This is a genomic window from Noviherbaspirillum phoenicis, from assembly GCF_047237965.1.
Lineage (GTDB): Bacteria > Pseudomonadota > Gammaproteobacteria > Burkholderiales > Burkholderiaceae_D > Noviherbaspirillum_A.
The window spans coordinates 241,925-267,017 of the sequence record NZ_JBDFLX010000003.1; the positions used below are offsets into that span (position 1 = coordinate 241,925).

Consider the following 25,093-nt stretch of genomic DNA (forward strand, 5'->3'; position numbering starts at 1 on the left):
TTTTTAGCAATGTTTATGCCAGGAAACTATTTCTCTTTGAAAAACAGTTTCTTACAGGATACATTGCAAGTTTTAGGTTAGCTTTGAATTTTCAATATGTAAAGATTATCGACAGTTATCTCTGCTAAAAAACAATGCTTTATGGGAGCAGCATTTGCGCAATCGCCGGCCATGAAGAATTCCGAAGTTCAAAGAATGGGACTAGGCTGGCAAGCACCTCTGAGCTTATTGATGATGAGACGCAGGTTGTGCGCCGCACCGCACAGCACGGCATTCAGGGCATCGCCGAAAGCGCCTTTTAACCAGTTACGGCCCAGCTTGCCATTGCTCTTCATATACCCGATCGTCGGTTCGATGGGGCTGCGACGACGGATCATGGCTTTGAGCCCGCGCGTCACTCCACGTCTCTGCCCGGAGTGCCAGATCTGTACTTGGTCAACCTCGCAACCCTTGTAGCCGCGATCAACGAACGGTTCTGTCGCATTAAGCGAGGTGACTGCCGTCGTCCGGCAGACTGCTGAATTTAAAGAAATGAACGGGCGGCCATGCTGAATATCAACGGGATGCGATTTCCGGTCGACGTGATTCTGATCTGCATCCGCTGGCATGTCGCCTATCCGTTAAGCTACCGGCATCTCGAAGAAATAATGCAGGAAAGCGGTGTGGCGGTCGCCCATTCCTCAATCAACCGCTGGCCGATGCGGTTTCTGCCGGTGCTGGAAAAAGGCTTCCAAAAGCACATGCATGCCGTCGGCACCAGCTGGAGGATGGATGAGACTACATTAACCTCAGTTCGGGATAAAGAATTTCTTTGTAGACATGATTGAGCGCCGCCATTGCGCTTCGTAAGACTGGGTTTGCATACCGATCAATCGCCACAAAGCAGGAGGCGCTCATGGACAGTCTAACGGAATTATTATGCCTGATCGGGACGTGCCAGTTTTTCTGTGTGCGAAGTCGGTCTAGTTGACGGCGTTGGTGAAGCGCTCGCCGAACATGATAGCGAATTGATTGGCCGCTTGCTTCCGTGTCTGCGACGGCATCTTCCAGTCTCTCTCAATGTTGCGCAAAGCTAGAAACAGCAGCTTCGTAGCGGCCTCGTCGCTGGGGAAGTGACTGCGCTTTTTGATAATCTTGCGCAGCCGCATAGCAGGTTTGGATCTGGGCCTGCGGATAGACCGCCTCGATCGCCTCCGGGAAGCGGCGCAGATCTTCGACCACTGCAATGAGGATGTCGTATAAACCCCGGTACTTCAAGTCGGTGAAGACCTTGAGCCAGAACTTGGCGCCCTCGGTTTGCTCAATCCACAATCCCAGTACTTCCTTGCGGCCATCGGCACGCACACCCAGTACACCGCCTTGTTCTTGACGGTTCCTTCATCGCGGATCTAAAGGCGCAACGCACCGAAGTACACGATCGGGTACATCGCCTCCAGCGGCCGCTGTTGCCATTGCGTGACTTCCTCGATCACTTCGTCAGTGATGGTGGAAATCAAGTCAGGCGAGACCTCGGTGCCATACAACTCCAGCAGGTGGGTCTGGATCTCTCGTACCGTCATGCCACGGGCATATATGCTGATGACATGATCGTCAAAGCCAGGCACGCGCCGCTGGTGCTTGGCTACCAGCTTGGGCTCGAAGCTCGACAGCCGGTCGCGCGGCACATCGAGTTGCAGTTCGCCGCCGGGCGCCAATACCGTTTTGGGTGAGGTACCGTTGCGATGGTTTTTGCTGGCTTACCCTTCCTGAGCCAGGTGGTGGGTCAGTTCAGCCGACAGCATGCGCTCGGCCAGCATCTTCTTGAGCTGGCCGGCCAGCTTGGATTCGCCGAGAATGGATTCGGCATCTTTGTTCTGCACGGGGGCCAGTAACTGGTCAATGAGTTCGACCGGAAACGGCGGTGGTGCTTTCTGTTTTTTAGGCTTTTTGGTCGTCCTTACGTCGGTCATGGAACATCCCTTTCGGCATTATTTCATGACCTCGCTTACACAAAAATTCTGACAGGCTCCTGATCGACGACTTCTGCGTGCAATTCGAACCAGCTTGGCACAAGCGCTTGCTGGCCGATGGACAGCAACATCGACGTCGCCAGACGAGACTGCAATTGTCCGAGCCGATGACACTGGCCGTGTTGTTTCACCAACTTCGGCTCCGCCATTTCAAGACCTTTTACCTGGCTTACGTATGCCGATTTCTCCGCCAGGAGTTTCCCGATCTACCCAGCTATCATCGCTGCGTCGAACTCATGCCGCGCTGTGCCCTTTCTCTGGCTGCCCTGTTTGACATGCGCAAGGGCCAGTGCTCAGGCATTTCCATTGTGGACTCGACGCCGATTGCCGTGTGCGACAACCTGCGTATTTCGCGCCACAAGGTCTTTGCCGAGCTCGCTGCCCGGGGCAAGAGTACGACGGGCTGGTTCTTCGGCTTCAACCTGCATGTCGTCATTAATCATCGAGGTGAAATCCTGGCAATTCGCCTCACCCCGGGCAATGTCGAAGACCGCAAGCCGGTGCCAAGGCTGTCTCAGAGCCTGTTCGGCAAGCTGTTGGGCGACAAGGGCTATTTGGCCTGATGGCTTTCGGACTTGCTGGCAGAACAGCATGTGCACCTCATCATCAAAGTGCGAAAGAACTTGAAGCCGATTGAGCTCACACCGTTTGATCAAGCCCTGTTGCGGCAACGCTCGCTCATTGAAACCATCTTCGATGAGCTGAAGAACCTATGCCAAATTGAACATACACGTTACCGTTCCTGCTTAAATTTCGTCGTCAACCTCATGGCCGGTGCCGCTGCTTACTGTCTTGCACCCAACAAGCCACGCTTATCCGTGGCGACCACAGCGCCAATTCTCTGATACTGCCCTTATCCCGCTCTGAGGTTAGATAAAAATCCAGCTGTCGCCTATGTTAGTTGCTGCAAAAATGTAGACAAAATTGCTTTCGTGGACATCTTGCTCGCTCCCATGCGTGCGTGGTTACACACCGAGCCAGTTCTTAGGACCAGGAATGCTATCTTCCCGAGCTGAATCAAATTTTCCACAGATTTGTTTCTAACAAGAAATATTTACTGAAAACAATTTCTGTGTGGTATATGATTAGCTTAGTCTCAATGTAAATCATCAGAAGCACGCCCGCTTTTCGTAACAATTCCGTAGGTTGCTCGAGATTACTACCAGGACTGTTAGACAGGTAGAGCGTATTTTCGAATAAGTATGAGTTAAGCAGCGAAAGGATAGGCAACGATGGCGCAAAACGAGGTATCTATGAACCTGCGTTCCGGCTTCACCTTGATCGAGTTGATGGTCACAGTCGCGATCATAGGAATTCTGGCTGCTGTTGCCCTGCCGTCCTATAGCGATTATGTCATACGCGGCAAAATTCCAGATGCAACGTCCAATCTGGCAATGAAGCGGGTGCAGATGGAGCAGTACTTCCAGGACAACAAGACTTACGCCAACGCCCCTCCCTGCGTAGCCGACTCCACGTCGAGCCGGTTTTTCACGTTTAGCTGCGCCGACGCTGCCACGGCGACCGCCTATACGCTCCAAGCGATCGGCACCGGCACAATGGCTGGCTTTACCTATACCGTCGATCAAAGCAATGGGAAGGCAACCTCCGCAGTGCCCACCGGTTGGACCGTCAGTACATCCTGCTGGGTTACGAAAAAAGGCGGTACATGTTAACTGGGCTTGCTATGCAGCGCGGTGTAAGCCTGATCGAAACAATGATCGGACTTGTAATTGTCAGCCTGATGCTTGCCGCTGGCGCTTCTAGCTTTAGCACCTTCATGCAAAACACCCATATCCGAAATGCCGCGGAGGCCGTGCAGAACGGGCTCAGCCTAGCGCGGATGGAAGCGGTGCGTCGCAATACCAACATCAATTTTACTCTCGGTGCCGGTGGCGCGTGGACAATAGGCTGCGTGACCGTGGTAGCAGATCTTGATAACGATGGTGTTGTCGATTGCCCGGCGACAATACAAACCCGGACTGCAGCCGAAGGTTCCTCGAATGCCACGGTCGCCCTATCCGAAGTCGTCGCAGCCACCAATTCCGCAGCCGCAAGCCCTGTTATCACGACGCAAATCAGCTTCAACGGAATAGGCAGAGTGCGCCTCCTTCCTGCCGGGAACACCGCGGTGATTAACATTAGCAATCCCGCAGGCGGCACCTGCGCCGCGGCCGGGGGCGTGATGCGCTGCCTGCGCGTAGTCGTGTCGACCGGTGGCCAAGTCCGGATGTGCGATCCAAAGCTGTCCGCATCTAATCCCTTAGATCCTCAAGCATGCTGATCTGGCCATGTCCATCGCTCCCAAACCCATAAGTCAACAATCCGGCGTCGTGCTGCTCGAAAGCCTGATTGCGATTCTTGTTTTCTCGTTGGGCGTACTCGGAATCGTTGCCATGCAGGCAATGGCGTTCAAACAGGTGACCGACGCCAGGTACCGGTCCGAAGCCACCCTGCTCGTCGATCAGTTGCTCGGGACCATGCGGGTAAGTGAGCGCAGCGCAGCGGCGTTGCAAACCAAATTCAGTACGGGTGGCGCCGGCTATACCGAGTGGCTGACCAACGTTTCCGCCACTCTCCCGGACGTTGGAACCTATCCGCCTTCGGTTGCTGTGGATGCGCAAGGCGTCGTAACGATTACGGTCAGGTGGCGTGCACCGAACGAAAATGCGTCCGTCCGCGAACACCGGTACGATGCCGTCGCGCAGATCAAATAAGGAGAGGACATGTCGCCCACCGTCCAGACATCTTGCCGTGCCAATGCAGGATTCAGCCTTGTCGAAATTATGGTCGGATTGCTAATCTCCATGCTGGCAATTATCGTCGTGCTGCAAGTGTTTTCTGTCTTTGAATCGCGCAAGCGTACTCTCAGCAATGGTAGCGACGCGCTGACCAATAACGCGCTGGCATTCCAGCAGATGCAACGCGATATCAGCCAGGCAGGCTACGGGTTCAGCGCTGCCAGCGTTTTCTACTGCAATGTGTCATGGACAGTGGCCTCGGGCAGCAGCATCACAACACCCGTGCGTCTGGCCCCGGTCACCATCAATCCCGGCACCGCTATCATCCCCGCCGGCGACGCCAATACCGACACCATGCTGGTCATGTACGGCAACAACAACGGGCAGCCTCAGGGCAACCCGATCACGACCCGGACATCGGCTATATACACGGTCCAGATGCCGACCGCGTTCGCCGTTGGCGACAAGGTGATAGCCGCGCCGGCCGCCTGTGGCTCCACTACCCTACTAATTGACGAAATCACCGCTGTTGAGACCAACACTGTCACGGTGGCAACAGGATCAGCCGGCACGGCCTTGTACAACCTAGGCCCAGCCCCGGTAATCCTAGCGTACGCCATCCGCGGCGGCAACCTGACGGTATGCAACTACCTTCAAAATGACTGCGGCATCGCCGCCAACAAGGACAAGGAAGCCGTTTGGGCACCGGTGGCCAGCAACATTATCAGCTTGAAAGCGGTCTACTGGCGCGATACCGCCCTGCCCGACATGGATGGAATTCCCGATTCCAATGGCCATGACCGAGCCGCCCCTGCGAGCGGCTGCGACTGGGTCCGCGTTTCTGCGATCGGCATGGCGCTGGTTGCCCGCAGCGGCGCATACGACAAGAGCGTCGTAACGGCAACGTCGCGCAATGCCCCGGCAACAATCAACGCTCCGACTTGGACGGAAAACGCCACGGCGCCCCTGATTGGGGCGACCGGCAGTCTGGGTCCGGACCAAGCGGCGGACGAGCCATGGAAACACTATCGGTATAAGGTACTGGAGTCAGTAGTTCCCATTCGCAATGTGGCCTGGATGGGTGCGGTGCAAGGATGCTAACGACTCGCCCGCTATTTCACCTGCCCGGAAAGGCGGGAAATCAACAGGCCGGCGTCGTGCTCATCATTGCACTGATCGTGATGGTCGCAATGACGCTGGCTGCACTGTCTATGATGCGCTCGGTCGATACTAGTAACCTCATCGCCGGAAACCTGGCATTCCAGCGGGCCGCCACGCACTCTGGCGACACCGGCGTGGAAGCGGCGATTGCCTGGCTGGAGGCAAACAATACCGGCGTGATGCTGGATAGCGACGATCCGACCAATGGCTATGACGCCAGCGGCAGCAATGCGGCGCAAAGCCCGACTGCCACCCAGACTTGGGATGAATACTGGATGCAGTCGCTCACGGCACGCGCCGTAAAATTAAACGGTGGTGCCCCTGATTCGGCCGGTAATGCCGTCAGTTATGTTATCGACCGCCTGTGCAATAACTCGGGCGGAAAGACTACGGGCGCCGCCTGTGTCGCCTCACCAGTAGTGCAAACCGCCACAGGCAACGGGGAAGAGGCAGGCGAACCCCAACTAAGCGCTGCATCATTGGTGTACTACCGGATCACGGTGCGCGTTGCAGGGCCAAAGAATACAGTCAGTTACGTGCAGACAATCGTTTCACTGTAACACTGCTCTCGGAAAGCTCCCAGCAGCCCCATCCTTTCGTCGCAAATGCATCTCACGTTCAAGAAGAATTCATGACTATCCATAGCCACCGCTTGCCGACAAAACTCTTCCTTGCTTTTGTCACGCTCACGTGCGCGGCTCAGGCTGGCGCGGCTGTGATCGATATCTCGTCCGAACCGCTCAACACCTATTCCGCGCCATCATCCACCGATGTGAAGCCAAACCTGATGTTCATCCTGGATAATTCAGGCAGCATGGCGTGGGAACACATGCCCGATAACAGCGCGGACGCCGGCAGCGCGGTGCCATTTACCTATGGCTACTACGGCTACCGTAGCAGTCAGTGCAACGGGCTTTACTACAACCCCGCCACCGTCTATCGCGTGCCGGTCAAGGCGGATGGCGTCACATACTATCCTAACGCAAGCTTTACCGCAGCTCTTCCCGACGGCTTCAAGGTCGCCAGCTCCACTAATGTCGCCGTAGATCTCAGCAGCAACTTCAGGGCGGAAACCGATACTGCGGGGGCGGCAGCATATTACTTCACCTACAGCGGCACGCAAACGACCGAAGCCCTGAAAAATTATTACAGCAGCACTAGTACATTTTCCAAGGAGTGCAGCAGCACGAACGGAGCCTCTCCAGGCGTTGGCGTGTTTACCAAGGTGGTCGTGTCGGCGTCGGAAAGGCAGAATTTCGCCAACTGGTACAGCTATTACCGCACCCGCATGCTGATGATGAAAACCGCGGCGGGCCTGGCCTTCAAAAATATAGACCAGCGCTTCCGCGTCGGCTTCATGGCCATCAACAACGTTGCCGGCAGCGCAGATTTCCTGCAGATCGACGACTTCACCCCCGCGACCAAAAGCAGCTGGTATGCCGCGCTGTATGCCAGCGTGCCCAGCGGCAGCACGCCGCTGCGCAACGCGCTATCCGATGCCGGACGCTTGTACGCCGGCAAACTAACTACCAGGAATGGCGTCACTAATATTGCGGACCCACTACAATATTCCTGTCAGCAAAACTACGCTATTCTTTCAACCGACGGCTTTTGGAACACTGGCAGCGGCTATAAGCTAGACGGCACTACAGCAGTGGGCAACCAGGACGTCGGCCAGCCGCGCCCGTATTTCGACGGCGGCAGCGCTCAGGTACAAGTCCGCACCAGTACGCTGCAATCCCAGAGTGTAACGCCCCAGCAGCAGAGGCGTACCAGCAACCTGCAAGCTCGCACGACCGTGACCGCCACCGCGCCTTCCATCCAGACGCGCACCTCAACCGATCGTGGCAGTACTTGGAGCGCCTGGTCGAACGTGGATTCATGCGCGCCGGACAGTTCCGGAGCCAGCCAGAGACAATGCCAGGTGCCGAAGAGTACGTCTTCAGACAGTGGCAGCACATGGACCGCTTGGTCCTACGTCAGCGCCTGCAACGCCGATTCGAGCGGTACCTCCCAGACTAGGTGTTCGGGGAGCGTGTCGATCAAAAGTGCATGGGCCAATGTCGCCAGTTGCACGGTCAGCAGCAGCACGGAATGCCAGTACTCCTCCTGGAGCGCGTATTCAGCCGCCACCAGTTCCTGCGTTGCCCAACCGAAATCTACTGGGTCGCCTTTTACCGTCGGAATTGCATCGGAGTGCCTGAGCGCCGCGCCGTTGCTGGGCGCGTGGACACCCGCATCGTCCTGCACCGCCGTGCCTGAGCAGACCAACTGCCAGTACACTCCATGGTCGAACTGGGCCAATGCAAACGCATGCACTCCCGTCGCGCAATCGTCGAGCCCAAGCTATACCGTGCAAACCGCGCGCCAGTGCCAGGTCACGTCCCTTAGCGGTGGCACGTCGGATACCCTCGCCGACGTGGCCGCCTATTATTACAACACTGATTTGCGCAGCTCTGTTTCCGCGGACGGCACCGGCACCTGCACTGGCCCGATCATCCCACCGGCCACCACGCCAAACAATCTCTGCACCGACAACGTGCCGAGCAACGGCCTGGACGTTGCCACTACCCAGCACATGACCACCTTCACGCTGGGCCTGGGAGTGCGCGGCAAAATGGTTTATTCCCCGACCTACGCGACTGACACGAGCGGCGACTTCAAGGCGATTGCGACCGGGGCAACCGCAAATTCAAGTTCGGGAATCTGCTCGTGGCAAGCGAACGGAACAACCTGTAACTGGCCGACTCCAGGCGTCAATTCTTCAGGGGACGGCAAGATCGAAAACGTGGATGACCTCTGGCACGCGGCGGTCAACGGTCGCGGCGCCTATTTCAGCGCAAGCAATCCGGAATCACTGTCGAGTGGCCTGACCAGCGCGCTTCAGACCATAATCAACACGCCGCGGCCAGGCACTGCAGCGGCGGCTGCCAGCAGCAATCCCAACGTCAGCTCGAGCGATAATTACGTGTTTAGCTCGTCCTATAAATCGGTCGAATGGTATGGCGAATTGATCCGCCAGCAAATTAGCGAAACCGGCCTACTCGGCGCGCAGAATTGGTCGGCCATGAAACTGCTCGACTGCGCGACAACGCCTTGGAAAGCGCTGACGAGCTATTCAGCCGGCGACGTGTATTCGCAGGCAAACCGGTGTTATTCGGTCACCACAGGCTATGTCAGTGGTACGACATTCGATAGCAGCAGCAGCGGGCGCGACATGAGTAATACCGTGGTAATGAATGTGGACGAGGCCGCCTCAATACCGGTGCCGACAACGCCGCTGGCAAGCCGTGCCATCTACACCAAGGGTGCCGCTGGTTTGATTCCATTTCAGTGGTCTAACCTAGTCACCGAAGGACTGCAGTCGAATTTTACGGCACCGGCGCTGACTTATGTTGCCGGCAATAACGGCACCGAAAGCACCGGCCTGTCGCAGTTCTGCGTATCGGGTACAACCTGTCTGAATACGGCAGCACAATCCAATACAACGGTCGCCACCGGCGGTGCAGCGGGGGAAGCTTTAGTCAACTTTCTGCGGGGCGATCGCAGCCAGGAAGGCATCTTCTTTCGCAAACGCTTGCATGTGCTGGGGGACATCGTATCGTCCGAGGCGCGTTATGTGCAGGCACCGCTGTTTAACTATACCGACAGCAATTACAACGAGTTCAAAACTGCCATGGCGGCACGTTCCGGCACCGCGTATGTCGGTGCAAACGACGGCATGCTGCACGCATTCGACGCGGCAACCGGCCAGGAACGATGGGCCTACATCCCCAGCATGGTGCTGCCGAATCTTTACAAGCTCGCGGACAAGAACTATGCGACCAGACACCAGTATTTCGTCGACAATACGCCGGAAACCGGGGACATCTGTCCGCTCGCACCTGGCGCGACCTGCACTGCAGCCCAATGGAAGACCATCCTGATTGGCGGTCTGAATCGGGGCGGCAAAGGTTATTACGCGCTGGACATCACTGATCCCGCCACTCCCAAACTGCTGTGGGAGTTCACTGCCGGCGGTGACCTCGGCTATTCTTACGGCAATCCTAAGATTACCAAGCTGAAAAACGGCACTTGGGTCGTGCTGCTCGGTGCCGGCTACAACAATAGGGATGGGCTCGGCCGCCTCTACGTACTCAACGCTAATACCGGCGCGCCGATATCGGCCATCGAAAGCATCAGCACCGGCGTCGGCAGCCCGGACTCGCCAAGTGGCATTGCGCGGATCAGCGCTCATGCGATTTCGCCGATGACTAACAACACCACGGTCGCGGCCTATGGCGGCGACATGTTCGGCAACCTATGGCGCTTCGACATAAACGGGGACATCGGCGCGGCGGGGTACGACGCGCAACTGCTGGCAAGCTTCAAGGACGCCAACGGCAAGGCACAACCCATCACGGTCAAGTTGCTGGAAGCCACCATCAGCGGCAAGCCCGTGATATTTGCCGGCACCGGGCGCTACTTGGGCACGTCCGACGTGGCCGACAAAAGTCCCCAGTCATTCTATGCGGTCATGGACAGGCTTAACGACAGGACGTATCTCAACCCGCGCGCTGACGGCAGCGGCTTTGTCAGACAGACCCTGGTGGATGGCACATGCCCAGCCGGGACATCAGCCTCGGTATGCTCGCCGACGCAGGCGATTCGAACCATTTCAAGCAATCCGGTGGACTGGAGCACGAACAATGGCTGGTACATCGATTTCCTGTCCAGTGGGGAGCGTTCCGTCACCGATCCATCGTTAGGTCTTGGAACGTTGCTGTTCACCACCGTCACTCCGCAAAGCTCATCGGTCAGTGCCTGCGGCGGCACCGACACCGGGCCTTCATCCAGCTTCGTTTATGCACTTGACTACATGACCGGGAGTTCAGTGGACGGGGCGAACCGTGTGGGCGCGATGAGCCTAGGATCCGGGATGGTGACGCGACCTGTCATGATCAAGCAATCGAACGGAACGGTGCGGGCCTTGATTAGGACGTCGAGCGTGGCCTCGGGCGGCACTGACCTCGGTGGCACTGTAGTCATCACACCACCGATTAAGCCGCCTTCTAACAGCTTGACTCACCGGGTATCGTGGCGCGTGCTGAGCAGCGACAGGTGACACGAAACGCATGCGCAGGCACGGTACCTGCGCTAGCGTTTTACGGTACATAATGGATTTGCGTTTGCATCGCCATACTCAACTGCTCGCTTGGCGCCTTTCCACATGGGTCCTGCTGCTGTCTGCGGCGGCACAAGTCGTTCTTTTCATCGGGCTCAGCAACGGTTTTGCTGCCCCCACTCCGCCCTGCTTAGCCTGCAAACGGTGCCACTGTAAGCGTGCAACTGAATCGCCACGGCGTTTCTAGATACTTCCGAGCCGCTGGAAATACTGTTTTTCATACTCAACTGGCGACATGTTATTGCTGAAGCTGTGTCGGCGCTTTTGATTGTAGAACATCTCGATATAGTCGAAGGTGTCCTGCCTGGCCTCGTCGCGGCTGATATAGATTCGGCGGCGAATGCGCTCCCGCTTGAGTAGCTGAAAAAAACACTCCGCGACAGCATTGTCGTGGCAATTGCCGCGTCGACTCATGCTCTGTTCGAGATTATGCGCCTTAAGAAAATCGCGCCAGTCATAGCTACTGAACTGGGCGGATTAGTGTTGCGACGACCGGTTGAATCCGCCGTGCCAGCCTTGGTCGGAATGAAGCAGCGGTCTGTCCTTTCCCCTGCATTTCCTTGCGGCTTTCTTTAGCATGTCCATCACCAGAGAGAAATCAGGCCGACGGCTGGTTTCGTAAGCTACGATTTCGTCATTGTAGAGATCCATGATGGGAGACAGGTATAGCTTCTTCCCGGCGACGCTGAACTCCGTCACGTCCGTAACCCACTTCTGGTTTGCTTACGATGCCGTGAAGTCACGATTGAGGGAGTTAGGTGCGGCTTCGCCAAGCTCGCCCCTATAAGACCGAAACTTTTTCGGGCGCACACGTGACTGCATTCCCATATCGCTCATGAGTCGCTGTACAGCCTTATGATTCACTAACCAACCATCGCGACGGATAGCCGCCGTGACACGGCGATAGCCATACAAGCCGCGATGTTCCGTATAGACAGCCCGAATCCGCACTTTGAGCTCCTCATGCCTATCAGGCATAGCCAATACCTTCGCCTGATAGTAAAACGTGCTACGCGACAGTTGCGCAGCATGCAGTAGGTCGGCCAAAGGAAATTCACGCCTCAGTTCTAGCACTATCTGCGCCCTTTCTGCTGCGCTGATTTTTTCGCTAGAACCAAAGCACTGACTTTTTTAGGTATGCAACCTCCGCGCGCAATCGTTGATTCTCGCGCAGTAAGTGGTCTGCCTGCTCTAACTGTTCAGGCTCTGGCAATCGAGGCGAGGTCTTTTTCCTTGTTGGCACGAGGTTATCCAATGGGAGAATATGCTGCGGCGAACGAAGCTCTCCCCGCTCATGCTGTCGCTGCCACATCGTGATGCTATGAGGATTACCGATATTGTACCGAGCTGCCAGCTCGCGGCAGGACAGGTTTTCGGCCGCGAGGCGGTGCAGCACTTCCAACTTGAACTCACACGTGTATCGACCGCGCTGACGAGTAAGGCCGGCACTGCCGTGATGCTGATATGCACCGACCCATCTCCTAACTTGGCTATCAGCGATGTCAAACTTGGCGGCCAGGAGCTTGTATCCCCCTTTTGCGAGAGAGATACTCCCGGACCACCTCCCGTTTGAACTTGACGTCGAACGTCCTCATAAAACCTCCAAGGTTGTGTCCAACTCGTGGGAGTCAGTTCAAAGCCGGGACGATTCAAGGCGCAAATCGGTGCACTGCACTATCTTTCGTTGGCGCGACCCAATGTGAAGCGGACTTCACTATTTTCATACCTGTCGGAAATATTTACAAAGACGAGAGGCAATGATCAGTTACCTAAAGCCAACTAGTTGTTTTTTAAGAAATATTTTTCTCTGGCATGATTGCTGCATAGACATAGTTGCAACACAATCTAACCTCAGGGAGCCGGCATGAAAACGATGAAAAAAGTAGTCTTGGCAGTAGCGGCAGTAGCATCAATGGCAATGAGCCCACTTGCAAGTGCGGTCCAGTTCACAGTGACTAACGCTGGATTTACTCCCGGGAGTGGATATGGTTGGGAGCTCTTTGAATCGACTTTTCTCGGCGGTGGACAACTTCTGGATGTCGACTTTAGTAATACTGGATTTTCGACGACCTCGTTTTCGCTTAATGCCGTTAACCAAACCTCTTCGTTGTTCACCATTGGCACTGTAACCTTTAACGAATCTTCCATTGTTACGGGGGAAACCAACAACCTCGGAGTGACTGCGAGTCTGACTTTCAGCAACCCTATCACTGGAAGCAGAACTGTTACCGCCGTCGGAACAGCGACTACCGGCCAAGTAAATGATAATGCAGTAGATTACACGTTGGACTGGGCGCCGGTAACGGTTTCATTCGGTACAGTGGGATCATTCAGGATTGACCTGACCGATCTTTCGTTTAATCGCGCGATGTCCCAACTGCAAACGGCATCTATCACACTCCTGTCGCTCCCAGACGCTGTAACTCCTCCTGCCGCGGTTCCAGAGCCGACTACCGTTGCGCTACTGGGCTTGGGCCTGCTGGGCGTTGCTGCATCTCGCCGTAAAGCTGGAAAAGCTAAAAACGCTTAGTCCCATTAAGCTCGGTGTCTGAAACGGGCCTGCTAGATGCAGGCCCAAACTTTCATCCAAAACGCAATGATCAGAATAAAGACTTCCGTCCCATCCGGGCAATATGATCCAGGAAAATTGTTGAGTGCGGTAATGGAGCAAAAAGGCATCAAGCACTATAGGAAGTTGGCGGAATTGCTGGGAATAGACCATTCGATACTCAGTAACATCAAGCTTCGTAAGGTTGCACTTAGTCAGAAACTTTTGGATCGTATTCAGCAAGTGTCTGGGATGTCCATCCGTGAAATGCGTGATCTGATGGATGACAGACGGCGAGAGATTCGTATGGCGGAACTTCTCGATTCGGAGTGAAAGCAGCCACTGCCAGCCTTGCGTCAAACGTGTACTTTTCAACCCACTAACCGCCAATTCGATGCGTCGCTTTCTTCTCCGTCAGTATATGCGTGGTGAACCAAGCCACGATCCCGCGAACGTAACCGGGACATTCGACGAGCTAAAAAAAGCTCAAGCTTTTGCTGGTATGCGACTATGAGACTTCAACGAAGTCATCGATAGCGAAAGCTGGGAAGTTGTATGGCGCATAAACAAAAGCTCGTCAGGACATAAAACTACCGAACCTCTCCATTGGGCCATCGAAGCTCAAGAATGGCGCCAGTCCAGCAGCATAACTCTCTGGAAGCAGTGATTTAAAGCTCGCCAGATGCGGGCTTTTATTTCTGTCGCCTCGCTTGACCTCGCGCAAGTCTCGCAACTCGACAGTACGCATACTTCCGACTATAAAAAGACCGGGACATACACAGTGCACAACGAAGAAACTCTTCAAAATCTCGACGCCTCTCTGGAAGCCCTTAAGGAAATCATTAGGGATCAGCGGGCCGTCATAAGAGCAGTTCAACACGACCGGGACTTGCTAGCAGCTGGCTACGCAGCAGCGATGAAAGAGTGCGAAGAACTCAAGGCGCTTCTCAAGGCCTTCAACGACTCAGATACTTCCGGCTCAAAGCACGGCTAGCCACCCCACCTTGCCCGCCCCTCAAACAGAGGCAGCGGCAGATTACACTTTTTGTGGCACTGTTTCCTATAAGTTGACTTTGCCCAAAGTGGCGGTAGAAATCGCCGCTTAACATCCATCCATGCAATTCATTTCCCGCATTTGGAAGAGCGTTGAAAGGGAGGCAAAGTGATCGATCAACTTCACCCCTGCCCGTTCTGCGGCGGATCTGCTGGAATCAAAACTGCATCGTCGCTCTTTGGCAACGAGTGGGCTCGCTTAGGGTATTTCATAGAGTGCAGCGGATGCGGCAGTCGCAGCAAAACTGTCGAGCACTGGGGCACGCAATGGGCCAGTTGCCTAGATATGCTTGCCGCTCACTGGAACTGTCGAGCATCATCCGTACCTATCTCGAGCGAGAGGCTAGCTGGGCCTGTTGCCCCTATTGCGACGGTTAATCCCCCCACTTCACCCGTGCCATAAAAAGCGACGGCGGCGCCACCCTTTTCCTCGGGCTCACCGGTTTGTAAGACACCACTAGGATACTGAAGGATGACGCCCAAAAAGGGACCGACGCCTGCCTGCATGTCCGCCATGAAGAAGCTCAACGCTTCGAGTGCTTATCGAGGAGACATCAGTGGAGCGCCGTGCTCGTCCGCTCGCGGGGCGCATTGGCTATGCGCCGATGCGGTCCGCCCGGCTCGGACCCAAGCGGCGTGTCACCGATTGCGACTGTCATGGCGCGCCATCGACAAGTTCAGCGATCTCGTCCACTTCGATCACGCATCCGTGTCGATTCCTCATGCCATGCCCCCACGCCTGCACAAGTGCGCCCGGCGCGAGGTACGACGCCAGTTCGGCCGCAGCATGAGGCGGCATGCGCAGGGATGTGCCGTCGTCGAGCAATGCGCCGCGCAGCTCTCCCCTCGGCCCGAACAGCGAGAGCGCCACCTCGCCACTTGCTTCCATGGCCTTGCGCCTGGCATGCGGCCGATGCGGCTTTTCGTCGTGATGCTTTGGCCCCTTATCAAGGATGACCTTGCCGCCTTTGGCCATGATCGAGACCGCTGCAATCATGTCAGCACCACGTGGTTTCACACCTCGCACGAGAACGTCATCGCCTACCGCTATATGGCGAGCGATCTGGCTGGACAGGTGCGGTGGAAAATGCACCTGTTGCTGCTGACGCGGACCGAGTACGATTCCGTCCAGTTCGCCGTGCGGGTTGGGTAAAAAAACGGATAACGGTCCCTTTTTTTCGGAAAGGCTCTCGGGGTCGATCCAGTGCATGCCGCTTCTCCTTCTTCAATGATTTTCGCGACATCTTTCGATATGGTCAGGGGTGCGGCGGGGCTTCGTCGTAGATCTGCTTCACGTGCCCCGGCGGACCGAATGCCGTGACCTGCAAGGCCGTGCCATATTTACTGCGGGTTCCATAACCCTGCGCAGCGACGTTCGCATCAACTTTCAACAAGGCCGGGAATTGCTTAGCGACGGGAGGGGTGAGCCTGATGACCGTGCCATCGACCAGGATGACGCCGTCGGTTTCGCCGCGCGGTGCAGTCGTGACGTGCGCTACCTGGCCCTGCGCGTCAAGGCGCGAAAGCCGGACGCCGCGCAACTCCCGCGGTATTGGTGACGCGCCTGGCGTGGGCGGCTGGTTGATCAGTTCACGACCACTTCGCTCGCCGACGATGCGCTGTGCGTTAAAGTTGCCAGCCGAATCGCGCCGGCCTACCACCCGCACGCTGTCACCCGGGCGAATAGCCGACGTGACTTGCGAACCCATGTGCGGCGGAAAGCGGACCTGTGCGCCGTCGCTCGTCAGGAAACAGTCGACACCTCCGTCCGGATTGGTCAGAAAGCGCGCAACCGCTCCTTGCATGGTTGACGATTCGCCGTCTTCCGCGATTGATTTAGGCATGACGCCCCCGCGTAGTGGCCGCCCTGGCGGCACTGGAGCCTCTGGCGGCGGTGGGGACGGCGGCCCCGCAACTGCAACCGGCGGTTGCGGCGCAATAGGCGACATATCGCCGCTTTGCAAGGGTCAGCAGCCTCTGCGCCCTCCTCGCAGCATGGGGCAGAGGCAGAATAAAATGATAGATGTATGACTAGGCCTGATGCGCCTACACATCTACTTTCCACAAGGAAAATTGTCCAGAGGTTACAAAGCGCCGTTTGGAGCGGTCATGCTTCGTTTTTACGGAATGGGCCAATGCAGCGCTCGAAATGCTTCTGGACAATGCTGTAGGATTCACAGCTGATCTCTTCCAACGCTGCCCGCTGGAGAACCGTCATGTGCCCGATTGTATTGCAGCGCGCCGGCCGGCTGAAACGAACCGGCGACAAGGCTGATGGTCGGGCGGTGCGCTCCCAGCATGCCAGCCAGGAATTCCTGGGTGAGATAAAAGTCGTCGCCTATCACCCGGTCATGCGTCATCAATATACAGCGGGCAAACCGCGCCTCACTGTTGTCCAAGCGATTGCAGAAATATTTACGCTCTGAAACGTTATTCGAAGAATTGCGAGACCTCTTGAAATCAAAATGGGCAGCCCTATTTTGCGCAGCGAAGGCCTTGGTAAGTCCGAGTGCCGTTTATGAACAATGATAGGAGGATTGAAAAATGTTCCAGTCAACGTTTTCAAGCGACATCTTTTCGGAGTTAGAGAACTTGCATCAGCAAGTGCAGCGTGCATTTAATGCCGGCAGCGGCATTCGCGGCAATACCATCGGAACGTATCCAATGCTGAATGTCGGTAAGACACCGCAATCGATTGAGCTTTATGCTTTTGCGCCAGGCCTGGACCCGGCCAGCATCGACGTCAATCTGGAGCGTGGTGTACTGACCATTGCTGCCGAGCGCAACAGCGACCTGCCGACTCCGAATGAGAAGTCCACCGTTCATATCAATGAACGTTTCGCGGGCCGCTTCCGGCGCGTGCTAAGCCTGCCTGAGGAGATTGATCCGAGCGATGTGTCGGCGAAGTACCGGGATGGCGTGCTGCACATTCAACTCAAGCGTCGTGAATCGGCTCAACCGCGCCGAATCACAGTTCAGTGAATGAAAGGAGGACAATCATGAGCGACAAAAACAGTGTTACGAAGCAGGACAGGCAAGTGCCGCAGGAAAAGCAGGACCGGCGGGAAGACAGGCGCGACATAGCCATGACTCCCCCGGTCGATGTCGTCGAGGACGCTTCGGCAATCACCCTGCTGGCCGACCTGCCTGGCGTGTCCAAGGACAAACTAAGCGTGCAGTTTGAAACCGACAGTCTGACGATCGAAGGCGAAGTATTTCTTGAAACCCCTGAGGGAATGGAGTCGTCACACGCCGAAGTCAGATTGCCGCGTTATCGCAGAGTTTTCAGTCTGTCGAAGGAACTTGATACCGAAAATACGTCGGCCGAGTTCAGAAATGGTGTTCTCAAGCTGCGCATACCAAAGGCCGCACATGTGCAGCCGCGGAGGATCGAAGTAAGGGCGGCCTGATCCGAAGGTTCTTCCTGCACCCGTTTAGGGGGTGCAGGAAAAGCCTCATTAGGTAAGGAGGTAACTCATGAAATTAGACGACATTAAACACGGCCTGTCTTCTTTCTGGGACTCTGTGTCCGACGGTTGGCAGCATTTGCGCCAGTCCGCTTCCAGCTCTCTTACCAGGTTCAAACCAGGCACGCAAACAAATCTCCCGACGCAAAGTCAGGTGGACGATGGCTTTTATCTGCCGCATGTAGGCTGGTCCATGCTCGGCGATGATGTTTTCGAGGATGACAAGCGCATTGTTGTGCGCCTGGAGATCCCTGGCGTGAGCAGGGAGGACCTTGAGGTCGAAGTACAGGATCAGTCGCTGGTTGTCTCCGGAGAGAAGCGTTTCGAGCGAGAAGAAACGCAAGGGCAATACCGGGTGCTGCAATGCGCCTACGGCCAGTTCAGGCGGGTTGTCCCATTGCCGTCCGAAGTCCTGAGCGACCAAGCGAAGGCCGTATGCAAGGATGGGGTGCTGCGCGTTGAATTACCCAAAGCATTACCTGCCAAGCCTCGCAAGTTGGCTGTACAGGTGAATTAGTCGACGCTGAAATATAGCGGACGCCCAGCCTCCACGCGGTCTTGGCTGAGATAGGTCAGTGTTGGATTTGCAGGAATGGCCAATATAACTGGCCTTTTCCTTGCAAATTTGGCGGAGGCTTCCATACGCAGGAAACGCCGTATTTTCCAACACAGCAACACGCAAGGCTACCCGTTGCGAGACCATATCGACTTGCATCATCCATTGGTCGAGCTGGCCGACATGATTGACTGGGGAGCCATTGACCGCGTCGCTACCGAGCCGTTTCAGCCCGGGCCGGGTCGGCCAATCTTGCGGCCACGGCTTGTCGCCGGCCTCCTGTTCCTGCAGCATGCATTCAATCTCTCCGATGAACAGGTCGTTGCCGGCTGGCTGGAGAACCCATATTGGCAGGTGTTCACCGGCGAGACGCATCTGCAGACCGAGCCACCCATCGACCCGTCCAGCCTGTCACGCTGGCGCCAGCGGCTGGGCGAAGTCGGCATGGAGGAACTGCTGGCGCAGAGCATCGAGGCGGCCAAGCGGGCCAATGTAATCAAGCCGTCGAGTGTGCAGCGGGTGATTGTCGATACGACAGTCATGGAGAAGGCAATTGCCTATCCAACCGATTCGGCACTGCTGGAACGCAGTCGTGAACACCTGGTGAAGGCAGCACGCCAGTGCAGCCTGCGTCTTCGCCAGAATTACAACCGTGAAGCGCCCCGGCTGGTGCAGCAAATAGGCCGCTATGCCCATGCCAAACAGTTCCGGCGCATGCGTGCAGCCTTGCGTACCCTGCGCTCACGAGTGGGGCGAGTTCACCGCGATATCGCACGCCAGTTAGATCAGGTACCCCAGCCACAGCGCAAGACACTCGATGACCTGCTGGCCCGGACTGGCCGTATCCTGACGCAGCAACGCATGGACAAGAACAAGTTGTATGCGCTGCATGCGCCCGAAGTGGAATGCATCGCTAAAGGCAAAGCTCGAACACCGTATGAATTCGGCGTAAAGGTATCGATCGTCACCACTGACCTTGCCTCGTTTTCGCGTACAGCAAGTCATGCAGCCAAGAGTGCTTCCTCAGCGTGAACCGGGGTGACATACCCGGCCGAGGAATGCAGCCGTTGGCGATTGTAATACCCTTCGATCCAGTCCACGATGTCCAGGCGCGCCTGGGCTCGCGTTTCATAGTGCGTCTGGTAAATCCGTTCTACCTTCAACATCTTAAAGAAGCTCTCCATCGGCGCATTGTCCCAGGCATTGGCACGTCGGCTCATCGACACCGTCATGCCGAAGGATGCGGCCAGTTGCCGGTACGCCCGGCTGGCATACTGACTGCCCCTATCGGAATGTAAGATCAAGCCCGGTGGCGGCTTGCGCTGCCAGTACGCGCTGCGTAAGGCTTGGCAAACGAGATCGGACTGTATCCGCTCGGACATCGACCAGCCTACAATACGCCGGCTGGCCAAGTCCAGAATGGCCGCTAGATATAGCCATCCTTCTCCGGTCGCGATAAAAGTGATATCGCTGACCCAGGCTTGATTCGGCTGCCAACCATCAAAGCGCCGATCCAGCAGGTTCGGCGCCACCGGCAAGCTGTGCGCGGAATCGGTCGTCACCCGGTACGCACGCTTGTAGACTGAGCGTAGTCCTTGCCGTTGCAAGCTGCGTCGCACTCGCTCGGCACCGATATGCTGGCCCCGTGCCCGTAGCTGCGCCACGATGCGTGGCCGCCCATATCTGCCGCAGTGGGCACGGTGGATTGCACTGACCTCGGCATCCAGCGCGGCATTGGCTTGGGACCGTGAGCTCGGGGTCCGACAACGCCATTGGCAATAGCCGCTGCGCGACACACCAAGCACCTGGCAAAGTCGACTGACGCTGTACTGGTCGCGGTGGGCATCGATCCATGCATACTTCACCGCGACCCCTTCGCGAAGTATGCCGTCGCCTTTCGAAGGATTTCGATATCGAGCTTGGCACTGGCTAATTCCTTGCGCAGTCGCGTGATCTCGGCCTCCATCTCGCTCACCGGGCGCTTTACCGGCGATGATGCCGCGATCCTACTTGCGGATGTGGCCTCCAAATTACGCTCCCGACGCGCCCAATTCCCCAGCGTTGCCGCCGGCACGCCCAATCGGCGGGCGGCTTCGTGCTGGCCGACCGATTGCGCCAGCCTGACCGCCTCCGTCTTGAACTCTTCCGTGTACTGCCGTTTCGGCACCAACTTCTCACCCATGTATTCCTCCATACAACTAGAAAGTTAACAAACTTCCTGCTGTACGTGAAATCGGGGCAGGGTCACACGTTGAAAGAAGGTCTTGTGGTCGGTGCGCGTTCCATGCCAGGCAATCCTTACGATGGCCATACACTCCACGAAGCCCTGGAGCAGGCCGAAATTCTCGCCGAGGTCAAACCACTGATGGCGTTCGTCGACCGCGGCTATCGCGGTGTCGAGGTCGACGGCGTAGAGATATGGAAATCAAGTCAGCGACGCGGCGTCACGCGTGGCCTTAAGGCGATGATCAAGCGCCGAAGCGCTATCGAACCGACCATCGGCCACATGAAGAACGATGGCAAGCTGAGACGCAACTGGCTCAAAGGGACACTGGGCGATGCCATACATGCAGTGCTTTGCGGCGCCGGACACAATATCCGGCTCATCATTAATAAGCTTAACTCCGGCCGCCCCATGGTCCCGACTTATTGAAAAGTAGAATTGTTCAGCACCGACTAGCACTACTCTGCCAAGTAAAGGAGTAGGATTTCTGGTTATGGCTTTATGGAGGAATATCCATGAATTCCGTAATTCCAGCCGGAACCGACTGGCTTGCAGATTTCCAAGAATGGCTACAACCATTTCTGGCTGCCTTTAAGCGTTCCAAGCAGCGCTGCTGGGCGCCACTCTATTTGCAAGGACTCCTCGGTGCGGGGACACGCAAGAGTGTCGAGCCGATGGCCGAGCGCGTGTGTCCTGGGCAGACACAGCAGCTCCACCACTTCGTATCCACGTCGACCTGGTCCACTACGCCGCTGGAACAGGTGCTGCGCAAGACGGCTGACGCCTTGGTAGGCGGCAAGGACGCCGTACTGATCGTGGATGACACAGCGCTGCCCAAGCAGGGCAAGCATTCGGTCGGTGTCAAGCGCCAGCACTGCGGCGTGCTGGGCAAGCAGGCCAACTGCCAAGTATTGGTCTCGCTTACTCTGGCGCGCAAGGAGGTGCCAGTGCCGATCGCCCTGCGGCTGTACTTGCCCGAAGATTGGGCACAGGACGAAGCGCGTCGCGCAGCAGCCAAGGTGCCTGAATTCGTTACGTTCGAACCCAAGGGCAACATCGCGCTGGCACAGATTGATGCTGCGCTGGCCGACGATGTGCGCTTTGGCATCGTGTTGGCCGACGCCGGCTATGGCAGTTCGGCAGAGTTTCGCGCCGGACTGACGCAGCGAGGGCTACGCTGGGCAGTGGGTGTGCAGCCGACTCAGAAGGTCTATCCAGTGGATGTGACGCTTGATATGCCAGCCAATCCTCCGGTGGGGCGCCCGGCCAAGTATGCAAAGCCTTCGGTGCCGAGCGTGTCGGTCGTACAGATGATTGATACGTTGGGTCCCAAAGCACTGCGGCGCTGTTCGTGGCGCTACGGTACCAAAGGCATGCTTAGCGCGCGCTTTGCTGCTGTGCGCGTATGCGTTGCAGATGGTGTACTAGCTTCGCATTGGCAGCATCTTCCTGGCCAGGCCGCATGGCTGGTGTGCGAAGCACGCTCCAGCGGCGAGCGCAAATATTACTTCACCAACCACCCGCCTAATACGCCACGCAGGACGCTGGTACGCGCCATCAAGGCCCGCTGGGCATGTGAGCAAGCGCATCAACAGCTCAAGGACGAACTGGGCCTGGACCATTACGAGGGCAGATCCTGGCTAGGGCTGCACCATCACGCGTTACTGACGATGATGGCATTTACCTATCTGCAGCATCGACGCTTGGCCAGCCAGTTACAGGCGGGGGAGAAAAACAAAAGCCAATGCACCGGGTCCGCCACCTCAGCCCACGTTACCGGCGGTACGCCGCGCCATTCTAGCCGTGCTGCGTCCCGTAATTCGCCTCTGGTGTCCTAATTGCGGCGCCCCGATAAACATACATCAGCGCGAGTGACATGGCAGAGTAGTGCTAGCTAGAAGGCAAGTAGGAGAAAAATGGCCGCTGTGCGCGTCTATCACAGCTAGCAAGGGGCTTCAGTCCTTCTTTTCGCGTACTTCGACATCAATGATTCCTAGATCGCTTGCGCTCCGCCTCGCCGGGCCTCGCATGGAACCCCGCGGGCAAGATTGAACGCGATCGAGCCCCTTTTGTCGCAGTCGTGAATACGTAAGCAGAAAGGCGGGAGAGCAGTTAAAACCGGAGGCACTACTAGGCAACACATCTGTCTCCCTGATTGTTCGCGTGATAATAAATGTAGCGCCAAGCCTTACTGAATGGTTGCCTCCGGTTTTAACTGCTCTCTTTTTTATGCTAGTAAATTTGTCTACAAATCGAGCTGTCTCCTACGGTAGGTGTCGAAAAAATGTAGACAAAATTGCTTTCCTCGACGCCATCGCAGCTGCGCGGCACGGTATGCTTACGAGGCCAGCATGCACAATATTCCAGCGGCAGCGGCAGTCAGGGTAACGACTGTTACGCTGACTATCGATCTCCACGGCACGCCAGTCTCGTGCAGGCCCGACCGAAGCGCGGTGCTGCGGTCAGCTGCGCACAAACCCACAATGCCCGAAGCAAGCAGAAGGCCCAGTCCCAATGCCAGGAGAAATCCGTCGTGGCCATTCACCGCGGTACGCAACACGATGATCGCATTTACCAGAACAGCCAAGCCGGTTCGCGACCAGGCAAGCAACGTGCGCTGCGGCTGCAGGCCCGGATCCCGATGAATCATCAGATAAATACGACCACGATCAGTACCGAGGATGCTAGCAGGGCCAGCCCCGACAGCAGCGGCATCAGGCGCGTTGATTGCAATGGACGTGCATGCCGCATGGCGATTTCATTGTCCCTCCAGCGGTAATAGGCCAGCGCGGACAGCAGCGCAGCCAGGGCAGCAATGCCGACTCCCAGGACAAGCAGAACCCACTGCGGATGAATGCTGGTCGCCAACTGCTTGAGCAATACGCTGCCGGCAATCAAGGCGAGCGCTGTGCGGATCCATGCAAGAAATGTTCTTTCGTTGGCCAATGAGAATCGATAGTCTGGCTCGGTGCCTTCGCGGCGCCATTTAGGATCAGTCATGAGAGGATTCGCATCAACAAATTTCGTTTTTGCCCGCCGTGCGGCGGCATGCCGGCCAGTCTCGCCTTTAGCTTAATGCGTAAAGCCAACATCCAAGGTGGCGGCATGCGCTTCAATTATTGACTGACGCGAATATCGCGATCCGCCGCAACCTTTGCATAGGTAGTTCGCTCCGACTTCAGGAACGAGACAAATTCAGCCGGCGAGTTGCCAACCGGTTCGACACCCTGCTCGCGCAGTTTCTCCCGTGTTGCCGTCTCTCGCACGATCTGCGCGATGTTGGCGGCCAGCTTATCGACAACTGCCTGGGGCGTTTTTGCGGGAAGATAGACTCCCATCCAGTTCGTGAAACGATAGCCTGCAAAGCCGGGGAGTTCGGACACGGCCGGCACATCGGGCATGGCCGCAGAGCGCTTTGCACTGGTAACGGCGAGGACATGAAGCTTGCCGCTTTTAGCAAACGCCAGTACGGGTGGCATGCCAACCATTCCAATGGGAACTTGGCCGCCAAGCAGATCCGCTATCGCCGGAGCCGCTCCCCGGTAAGGCACATGCTGCAGGCTGATTTTCCCGATCGCATTAAGGGACTTACCCGCGTAATGCATCGAACTGCCGTTGCCTGGCGTGCCATAGGCATACTTAGATGGCGCATCCTTTGCCAGCGCGATCAGTTCAGTCAGGTTGCTAGCCGGTACCGAAGGATGGGCGGCGATCACCAAGGGCGTTTCGTCGATCAAGGTCACCGGCACCAAGTCTTGCTCCGCCGAATAGGCGGTTTTCTGGCCAGAGATCGGGCCAACCAGTACTTCGGCAGGGGAAGCGATTAGGATGGTATTTCCATCAGGTGCGCTCTTGGCTACCGCGTCGGCCCCAATGGTGCCTGAAGCACCGGTACGGTTTTCGACAATGACCGTCGTCTTCAGCGTCTCGCCCAAGCGGTTGGACACGATACGGGATACGAAGTCCGCGCCGCCACCGGCCGGATAAGGCACGATCACCCGTACGCGTTTTCCGTCCGGCCATTCCTGCGCCATGGCCAATGTACTAGTGGCGAGCAAAGTCGCTACGACAAGCTTTTTCATCAGCATTTCTTTCTCCATTCCTGCAATGTGATACCGCGTGATGTCGACAGCCGTCGGCAAGAAGCGCTGGCGCCGAGCCCGGGCAGGCAAG

General features: G+C 56.7%; 21 protein-coding genes and 6 pseudogenes. 17 read left to right on the forward strand and 10 right to left on the reverse strand.

What is annotated here, in order from left to right; genetic code table 11:
- Positions 1 to 188 precede the first annotated feature (188 nt).
- Positions 189 to 467: pseudogene (locus ABC383_RS23340) on the reverse strand (IS5/IS1182 family transposase); the annotation flags it as partial.
- Between the two features lie 78 nt (positions 468 to 545).
- Here ABC383_RS23340 and ABC383_RS23345 point away from each other — a divergent pair.
- Positions 546 to 779 (forward strand): annotated as a pseudogene (locus ABC383_RS23345) (IS6 family transposase); the annotation flags it as partial.
- Positions 780 to 962: 183 nt separating this feature from the next.
- Here ABC383_RS23345 and ABC383_RS23350 read toward each other — a convergent pair.
- Positions 963 to 1,949 (reverse strand): annotated as a pseudogene (locus tag ABC383_RS23350) (IS256 family transposase).
- A gap of 59 nt (positions 1,950 to 2,008) precedes the next feature.
- Here ABC383_RS23350 and ABC383_RS23355 point away from each other — a divergent pair.
- The 7 genes and pseudogenes from ABC383_RS23355 to ABC383_RS23385 all read left to right on the forward strand — a co-directional run bounded on the left by ABC383_RS23355 (position 2,009) and on the right by ABC383_RS23385 (position 11,012).
- Positions 2,009 to 2,854: pseudogene (locus ABC383_RS23355) on the forward strand (IS982 family transposase).
- Positions 2,855 to 3,262: 408 nt separating this feature from the next.
- Positions 3,263 to 3,682, forward strand: a complete 420-nt coding sequence (locus ABC383_RS23360; RefSeq protein WP_413017711.1) for a type IV pilin protein — start codon at positions 3,263 to 3,265, stop codon at positions 3,680 to 3,682.
- Positions 3,631 to 4,290, forward strand: a complete 660-nt coding sequence (locus tag ABC383_RS23365) for a GspH/FimT family pseudopilin (RefSeq protein ID WP_413017713.1) — start codon at positions 3,631 to 3,633, stop codon at positions 4,288 to 4,290. Before ABC383_RS23360 ends, ABC383_RS23365 begins: the two co-directional genes overlap by 52 nt.
- A gap of 7 nt (positions 4,291 to 4,297) precedes the next feature.
- Positions 4,298 to 4,723: a type IV pilus modification protein PilV gene (gene pilV, locus ABC383_RS23370; protein WP_413017715.1), complete on the forward strand. Its 426-nt coding sequence runs from the start codon at positions 4,298 to 4,300 to the stop codon at positions 4,721 to 4,723.
- Between the two features lie 9 nt (positions 4,724 to 4,732).
- Positions 4,733 to 5,848: a hypothetical protein gene (locus tag ABC383_RS23375; RefSeq protein WP_413017717.1), complete on the forward strand. Its 1,116-nt coding sequence runs from the start codon at positions 4,733 to 4,735 to the stop codon at positions 5,846 to 5,848.
- Positions 5,842 to 6,468, forward strand: coding sequence for a pilus assembly PilX family protein (locus ABC383_RS23380; protein WP_413017718.1), 627 nt, complete (start codon positions 5,842 to 5,844; stop codon positions 6,466 to 6,468). The genes ABC383_RS23375 and ABC383_RS23380 overlap by 7 nt, the downstream gene beginning before the upstream one ends.
- A gap of 71 nt (positions 6,469 to 6,539) precedes the next feature.
- The gene (locus tag ABC383_RS23385; protein ID WP_413017720.1) at positions 6,540 to 11,012 is read left to right on the forward strand and encodes a PilC/PilY family type IV pilus protein; all 4,473 of its coding nucleotides are present in this window, start codon (positions 6,540 to 6,542) and stop codon (positions 11,010 to 11,012) included.
- Positions 11,013 to 11,255: 243 nt separating this feature from the next.
- On the opposite strand, the pseudogene ABC383_RS23390 reads toward ABC383_RS23385, so the two are convergent.
- Positions 11,256 to 12,667 (reverse strand): annotated as a pseudogene (locus ABC383_RS23390) (IS3 family transposase).
- A gap of 269 nt (positions 12,668 to 12,936) precedes the next feature.
- On the opposite strand from ABC383_RS23390, the gene ABC383_RS23395 reads away from it, so the two are divergent.
- The 3 genes from ABC383_RS23395 to ABC383_RS23405 all read left to right on the forward strand — a co-directional run bounded on the left by ABC383_RS23395 (position 12,937) and on the right by ABC383_RS23405 (position 14,614).
- The gene (locus ABC383_RS23395; protein ID WP_413017722.1) at positions 12,937 to 13,602 is read left to right on the forward strand and encodes a PEP-CTERM sorting domain-containing protein; all 666 of its coding nucleotides are present in this window, start codon (positions 12,937 to 12,939) and stop codon (positions 13,600 to 13,602) included.
- 132 nt (positions 13,603 to 13,734) lie between these two features.
- Positions 13,735 to 13,953 (forward strand): hypothetical protein, encoded by a 219-nt coding sequence (locus tag ABC383_RS23400; protein ID WP_413017724.1) that lies wholly within the window; start codon positions 13,735 to 13,737, stop codon positions 13,951 to 13,953.
- A gap of 448 nt (positions 13,954 to 14,401) precedes the next feature.
- Positions 14,402 to 14,614, forward strand: coding sequence for a hypothetical protein (locus ABC383_RS23405; RefSeq protein WP_413017726.1), 213 nt, complete (start codon positions 14,402 to 14,404; stop codon positions 14,612 to 14,614).
- Positions 14,615 to 15,328: 714 nt separating this feature from the next.
- Here the strand turns inward: ABC383_RS23405 and ABC383_RS23415 are convergent.
- The 3 genes from ABC383_RS23415 to ABC383_RS23425 all read right to left on the reverse strand — a co-directional run bounded on the left by ABC383_RS23415 (position 15,329) and on the right by ABC383_RS23425 (position 17,033).
- The gene (locus ABC383_RS23415) at positions 15,329 to 15,883 is read right to left on the reverse strand and encodes a hypothetical protein (RefSeq protein ID WP_413017730.1); all 555 of its coding nucleotides are present in this window, start codon (positions 15,881 to 15,883) and stop codon (positions 15,329 to 15,331) included.
- 46 nt (positions 15,884 to 15,929) lie between these two features.
- Positions 15,930 to 16,517, reverse strand: a complete 588-nt coding sequence (locus ABC383_RS23420; protein ID WP_413017732.1) for a hypothetical protein — start codon at positions 16,515 to 16,517, stop codon at positions 15,930 to 15,932.
- 330 nt (positions 16,518 to 16,847) lie between these two features.
- Positions 16,848 to 17,033 carry a helix-turn-helix domain-containing protein gene (locus ABC383_RS23425; RefSeq protein WP_413017734.1) on the reverse strand — a complete coding sequence of 62 codons (186 nt, stop codon included), beginning with the start codon at positions 17,031 to 17,033 and terminating at the stop codon, positions 16,848 to 16,850.
- 184 nt (positions 17,034 to 17,217) lie between these two features.
- Between ABC383_RS23425 and ABC383_RS23430 the strand changes: the two genes are divergently transcribed.
- The 4 genes from ABC383_RS23430 to ABC383_RS23445 all read left to right on the forward strand — a co-directional run bounded on the left by ABC383_RS23430 (position 17,218) and on the right by ABC383_RS23445 (position 19,728).
- Positions 17,218 to 17,655, forward strand: a complete 438-nt coding sequence (locus ABC383_RS23430; protein WP_413017736.1) for an Hsp20/alpha crystallin family protein — start codon at positions 17,218 to 17,220, stop codon at positions 17,653 to 17,655.
- Between the two features lie 17 nt (positions 17,656 to 17,672).
- The gene (locus ABC383_RS23435) at positions 17,673 to 18,083 is read left to right on the forward strand and encodes an Hsp20/alpha crystallin family protein (protein ID WP_413017738.1); all 411 of its coding nucleotides are present in this window, start codon (positions 17,673 to 17,675) and stop codon (positions 18,081 to 18,083) included.
- A 67-nt stretch (positions 18,084 to 18,150) separates the two neighbouring features.
- Positions 18,151 to 18,657 (forward strand): Hsp20/alpha crystallin family protein, encoded by a 507-nt coding sequence (locus ABC383_RS23440; RefSeq protein ID WP_413017740.1) that lies wholly within the window; start codon positions 18,151 to 18,153, stop codon positions 18,655 to 18,657.
- A 141-nt stretch (positions 18,658 to 18,798) separates the two neighbouring features.
- A complete protein-coding gene (locus ABC383_RS23445) occupies positions 18,799 to 19,728 on the forward strand; it encodes an IS5 family transposase (protein WP_413018469.1) in 930 nt (309 codons plus the stop codon).
- On the opposite strand, the gene ABC383_RS23450 is transcribed toward ABC383_RS23445, so the two are convergent.
- Positions 19,698 to 20,890 (reverse strand): IS3 family transposase gene (locus tag ABC383_RS23450; RefSeq protein ID WP_413017741.1). Its coding sequence is split into 2 segments (ribosomal slippage): positions 19,698 to 20,596 and positions 20,596 to 20,890, totalling 1,194 coding nucleotides; the frame shifts between segments, so codons are not numbered across the junction. The genes ABC383_RS23445 and ABC383_RS23450 overlap by 31 nt on opposite strands.
- 54 nt (positions 20,891 to 20,944) lie before the next feature.
- Between ABC383_RS23450 and ABC383_RS23455 the strand changes: the two are divergent.
- Positions 20,945 to 21,349: pseudogene (locus ABC383_RS23455) on the forward strand (IS5/IS1182 family transposase); the annotation flags it as partial.
- Between the two features lie 86 nt (positions 21,350 to 21,435).
- A complete protein-coding gene (locus ABC383_RS23460; protein WP_413017743.1) occupies positions 21,436 to 22,758 on the forward strand; it encodes an IS701 family transposase in 1,323 nt (440 codons plus the stop codon).
- Between the two features lie 500 nt (positions 22,759 to 23,258).
- Here the strand turns inward: ABC383_RS23460 and ABC383_RS23465 are convergent, their stop codons facing one another.
- From ABC383_RS23465 to ABC383_RS23475, 3 genes are all read right to left on the reverse strand, one after another.
- Positions 23,259 to 23,570, reverse strand: a complete 312-nt coding sequence (locus tag ABC383_RS23465; protein ID WP_413017745.1) for a DUF202 domain-containing protein — start codon at positions 23,568 to 23,570, stop codon at positions 23,259 to 23,261.
- Positions 23,570 to 23,920 (reverse strand): YidH family protein, encoded by a 351-nt coding sequence (locus ABC383_RS23470; protein ID WP_413017746.1) that lies wholly within the window; start codon positions 23,918 to 23,920, stop codon positions 23,570 to 23,572. The genes ABC383_RS23465 and ABC383_RS23470 overlap by 1 nt, the downstream gene beginning before the upstream one ends.
- A gap of 116 nt (positions 23,921 to 24,036) precedes the next feature.
- Positions 24,037 to 25,008: a Bug family tripartite tricarboxylate transporter substrate binding protein gene (locus tag ABC383_RS23475; protein WP_413017748.1), complete on the reverse strand. Its 972-nt coding sequence runs from the start codon at positions 25,006 to 25,008 to the stop codon at positions 24,037 to 24,039.
- Positions 25,009 to 25,093 lie beyond the last annotated feature (85 nt).

Excerpts from the sequence above, each read along its gene's own strand:
- ABC383_RS23360 (WP_413017711.1), top strand. The coding sequence starts at position 3,263 with ATGAACCTGCGTTCCGGCTTCACCTTGATCGAGTTGATGGTCACAGTC.
- pilV (WP_413017715.1), top strand. The coding sequence starts at position 4,298 with ATGTCCATCGCTCCCAAACCCATAAGTCAACAATCCGGCGTCGTGCTG.
- ABC383_RS23375 (WP_413017717.1), top strand. The coding sequence starts at position 4,733 with ATGTCGCCCACCGTCCAGACATCTTGCCGTGCCAATGCAGGATTCAGC.
- ABC383_RS23380 (WP_413017718.1), top strand. The coding sequence starts at position 5,842 with ATGCTAACGACTCGCCCGCTATTTCACCTGCCCGGAAAGGCGGGAAAT.
- ABC383_RS23385 (WP_413017720.1), top strand. The coding sequence starts at position 6,540 with ATGACTATCCATAGCCACCGCTTGCCGACAAAACTCTTCCTTGCTTTT.
- ABC383_RS23395 (WP_413017722.1), top strand. The coding sequence starts at position 12,937 with ATGAAAACGATGAAAAAAGTAGTCTTGGCAGTAGCGGCAGTAGCATCA.
- ABC383_RS23400 (WP_413017724.1), top strand. The coding sequence starts at position 13,735 with ATGGAGCAAAAAGGCATCAAGCACTATAGGAAGTTGGCGGAATTGCTG.
- ABC383_RS23415 (WP_413017730.1), bottom strand. The coding sequence starts at position 15,883 with ATGCACTGGATCGACCCCGAGAGCCTTTCCGAAAAAAAGGGACCGTTA.
- ABC383_RS23420 (WP_413017732.1), bottom strand. The coding sequence starts at position 16,517 with ATGCCTAAATCAATCGCGGAAGACGGCGAATCGTCAACCATGCAAGGA.
- ABC383_RS23425 (WP_413017734.1), bottom strand. The coding sequence starts at position 17,033 with ATGACGCATGACCGGGTGATAGGCGACGACTTTTATCTCACCCAGGAA.
- ABC383_RS23430 (WP_413017736.1), top strand. The coding sequence starts at position 17,218 with ATGTTCCAGTCAACGTTTTCAAGCGACATCTTTTCGGAGTTAGAGAAC.
- ABC383_RS23435 (WP_413017738.1), top strand. The coding sequence starts at position 17,673 with ATGAGCGACAAAAACAGTGTTACGAAGCAGGACAGGCAAGTGCCGCAG.
- ABC383_RS23440 (WP_413017740.1), top strand. The coding sequence starts at position 18,151 with ATGAAATTAGACGACATTAAACACGGCCTGTCTTCTTTCTGGGACTCT.
- ABC383_RS23460 (WP_413017743.1), top strand. The coding sequence starts at position 21,436 with ATGAATTCCGTAATTCCAGCCGGAACCGACTGGCTTGCAGATTTCCAA.
- ABC383_RS23465 (WP_413017745.1), bottom strand. The coding sequence starts at position 23,570 with ATGATTCATCGGGATCCGGGCCTGCAGCCGCAGCGCACGTTGCTTGCC.
- ABC383_RS23470 (WP_413017746.1), bottom strand. The coding sequence starts at position 23,920 with ATGACTGATCCTAAATGGCGCCGCGAAGGCACCGAGCCAGACTATCGA.
- ABC383_RS23475 (WP_413017748.1), bottom strand. The coding sequence starts at position 25,008 with ATGCTGATGAAAAAGCTTGTCGTAGCGACTTTGCTCGCCACTAGTACA.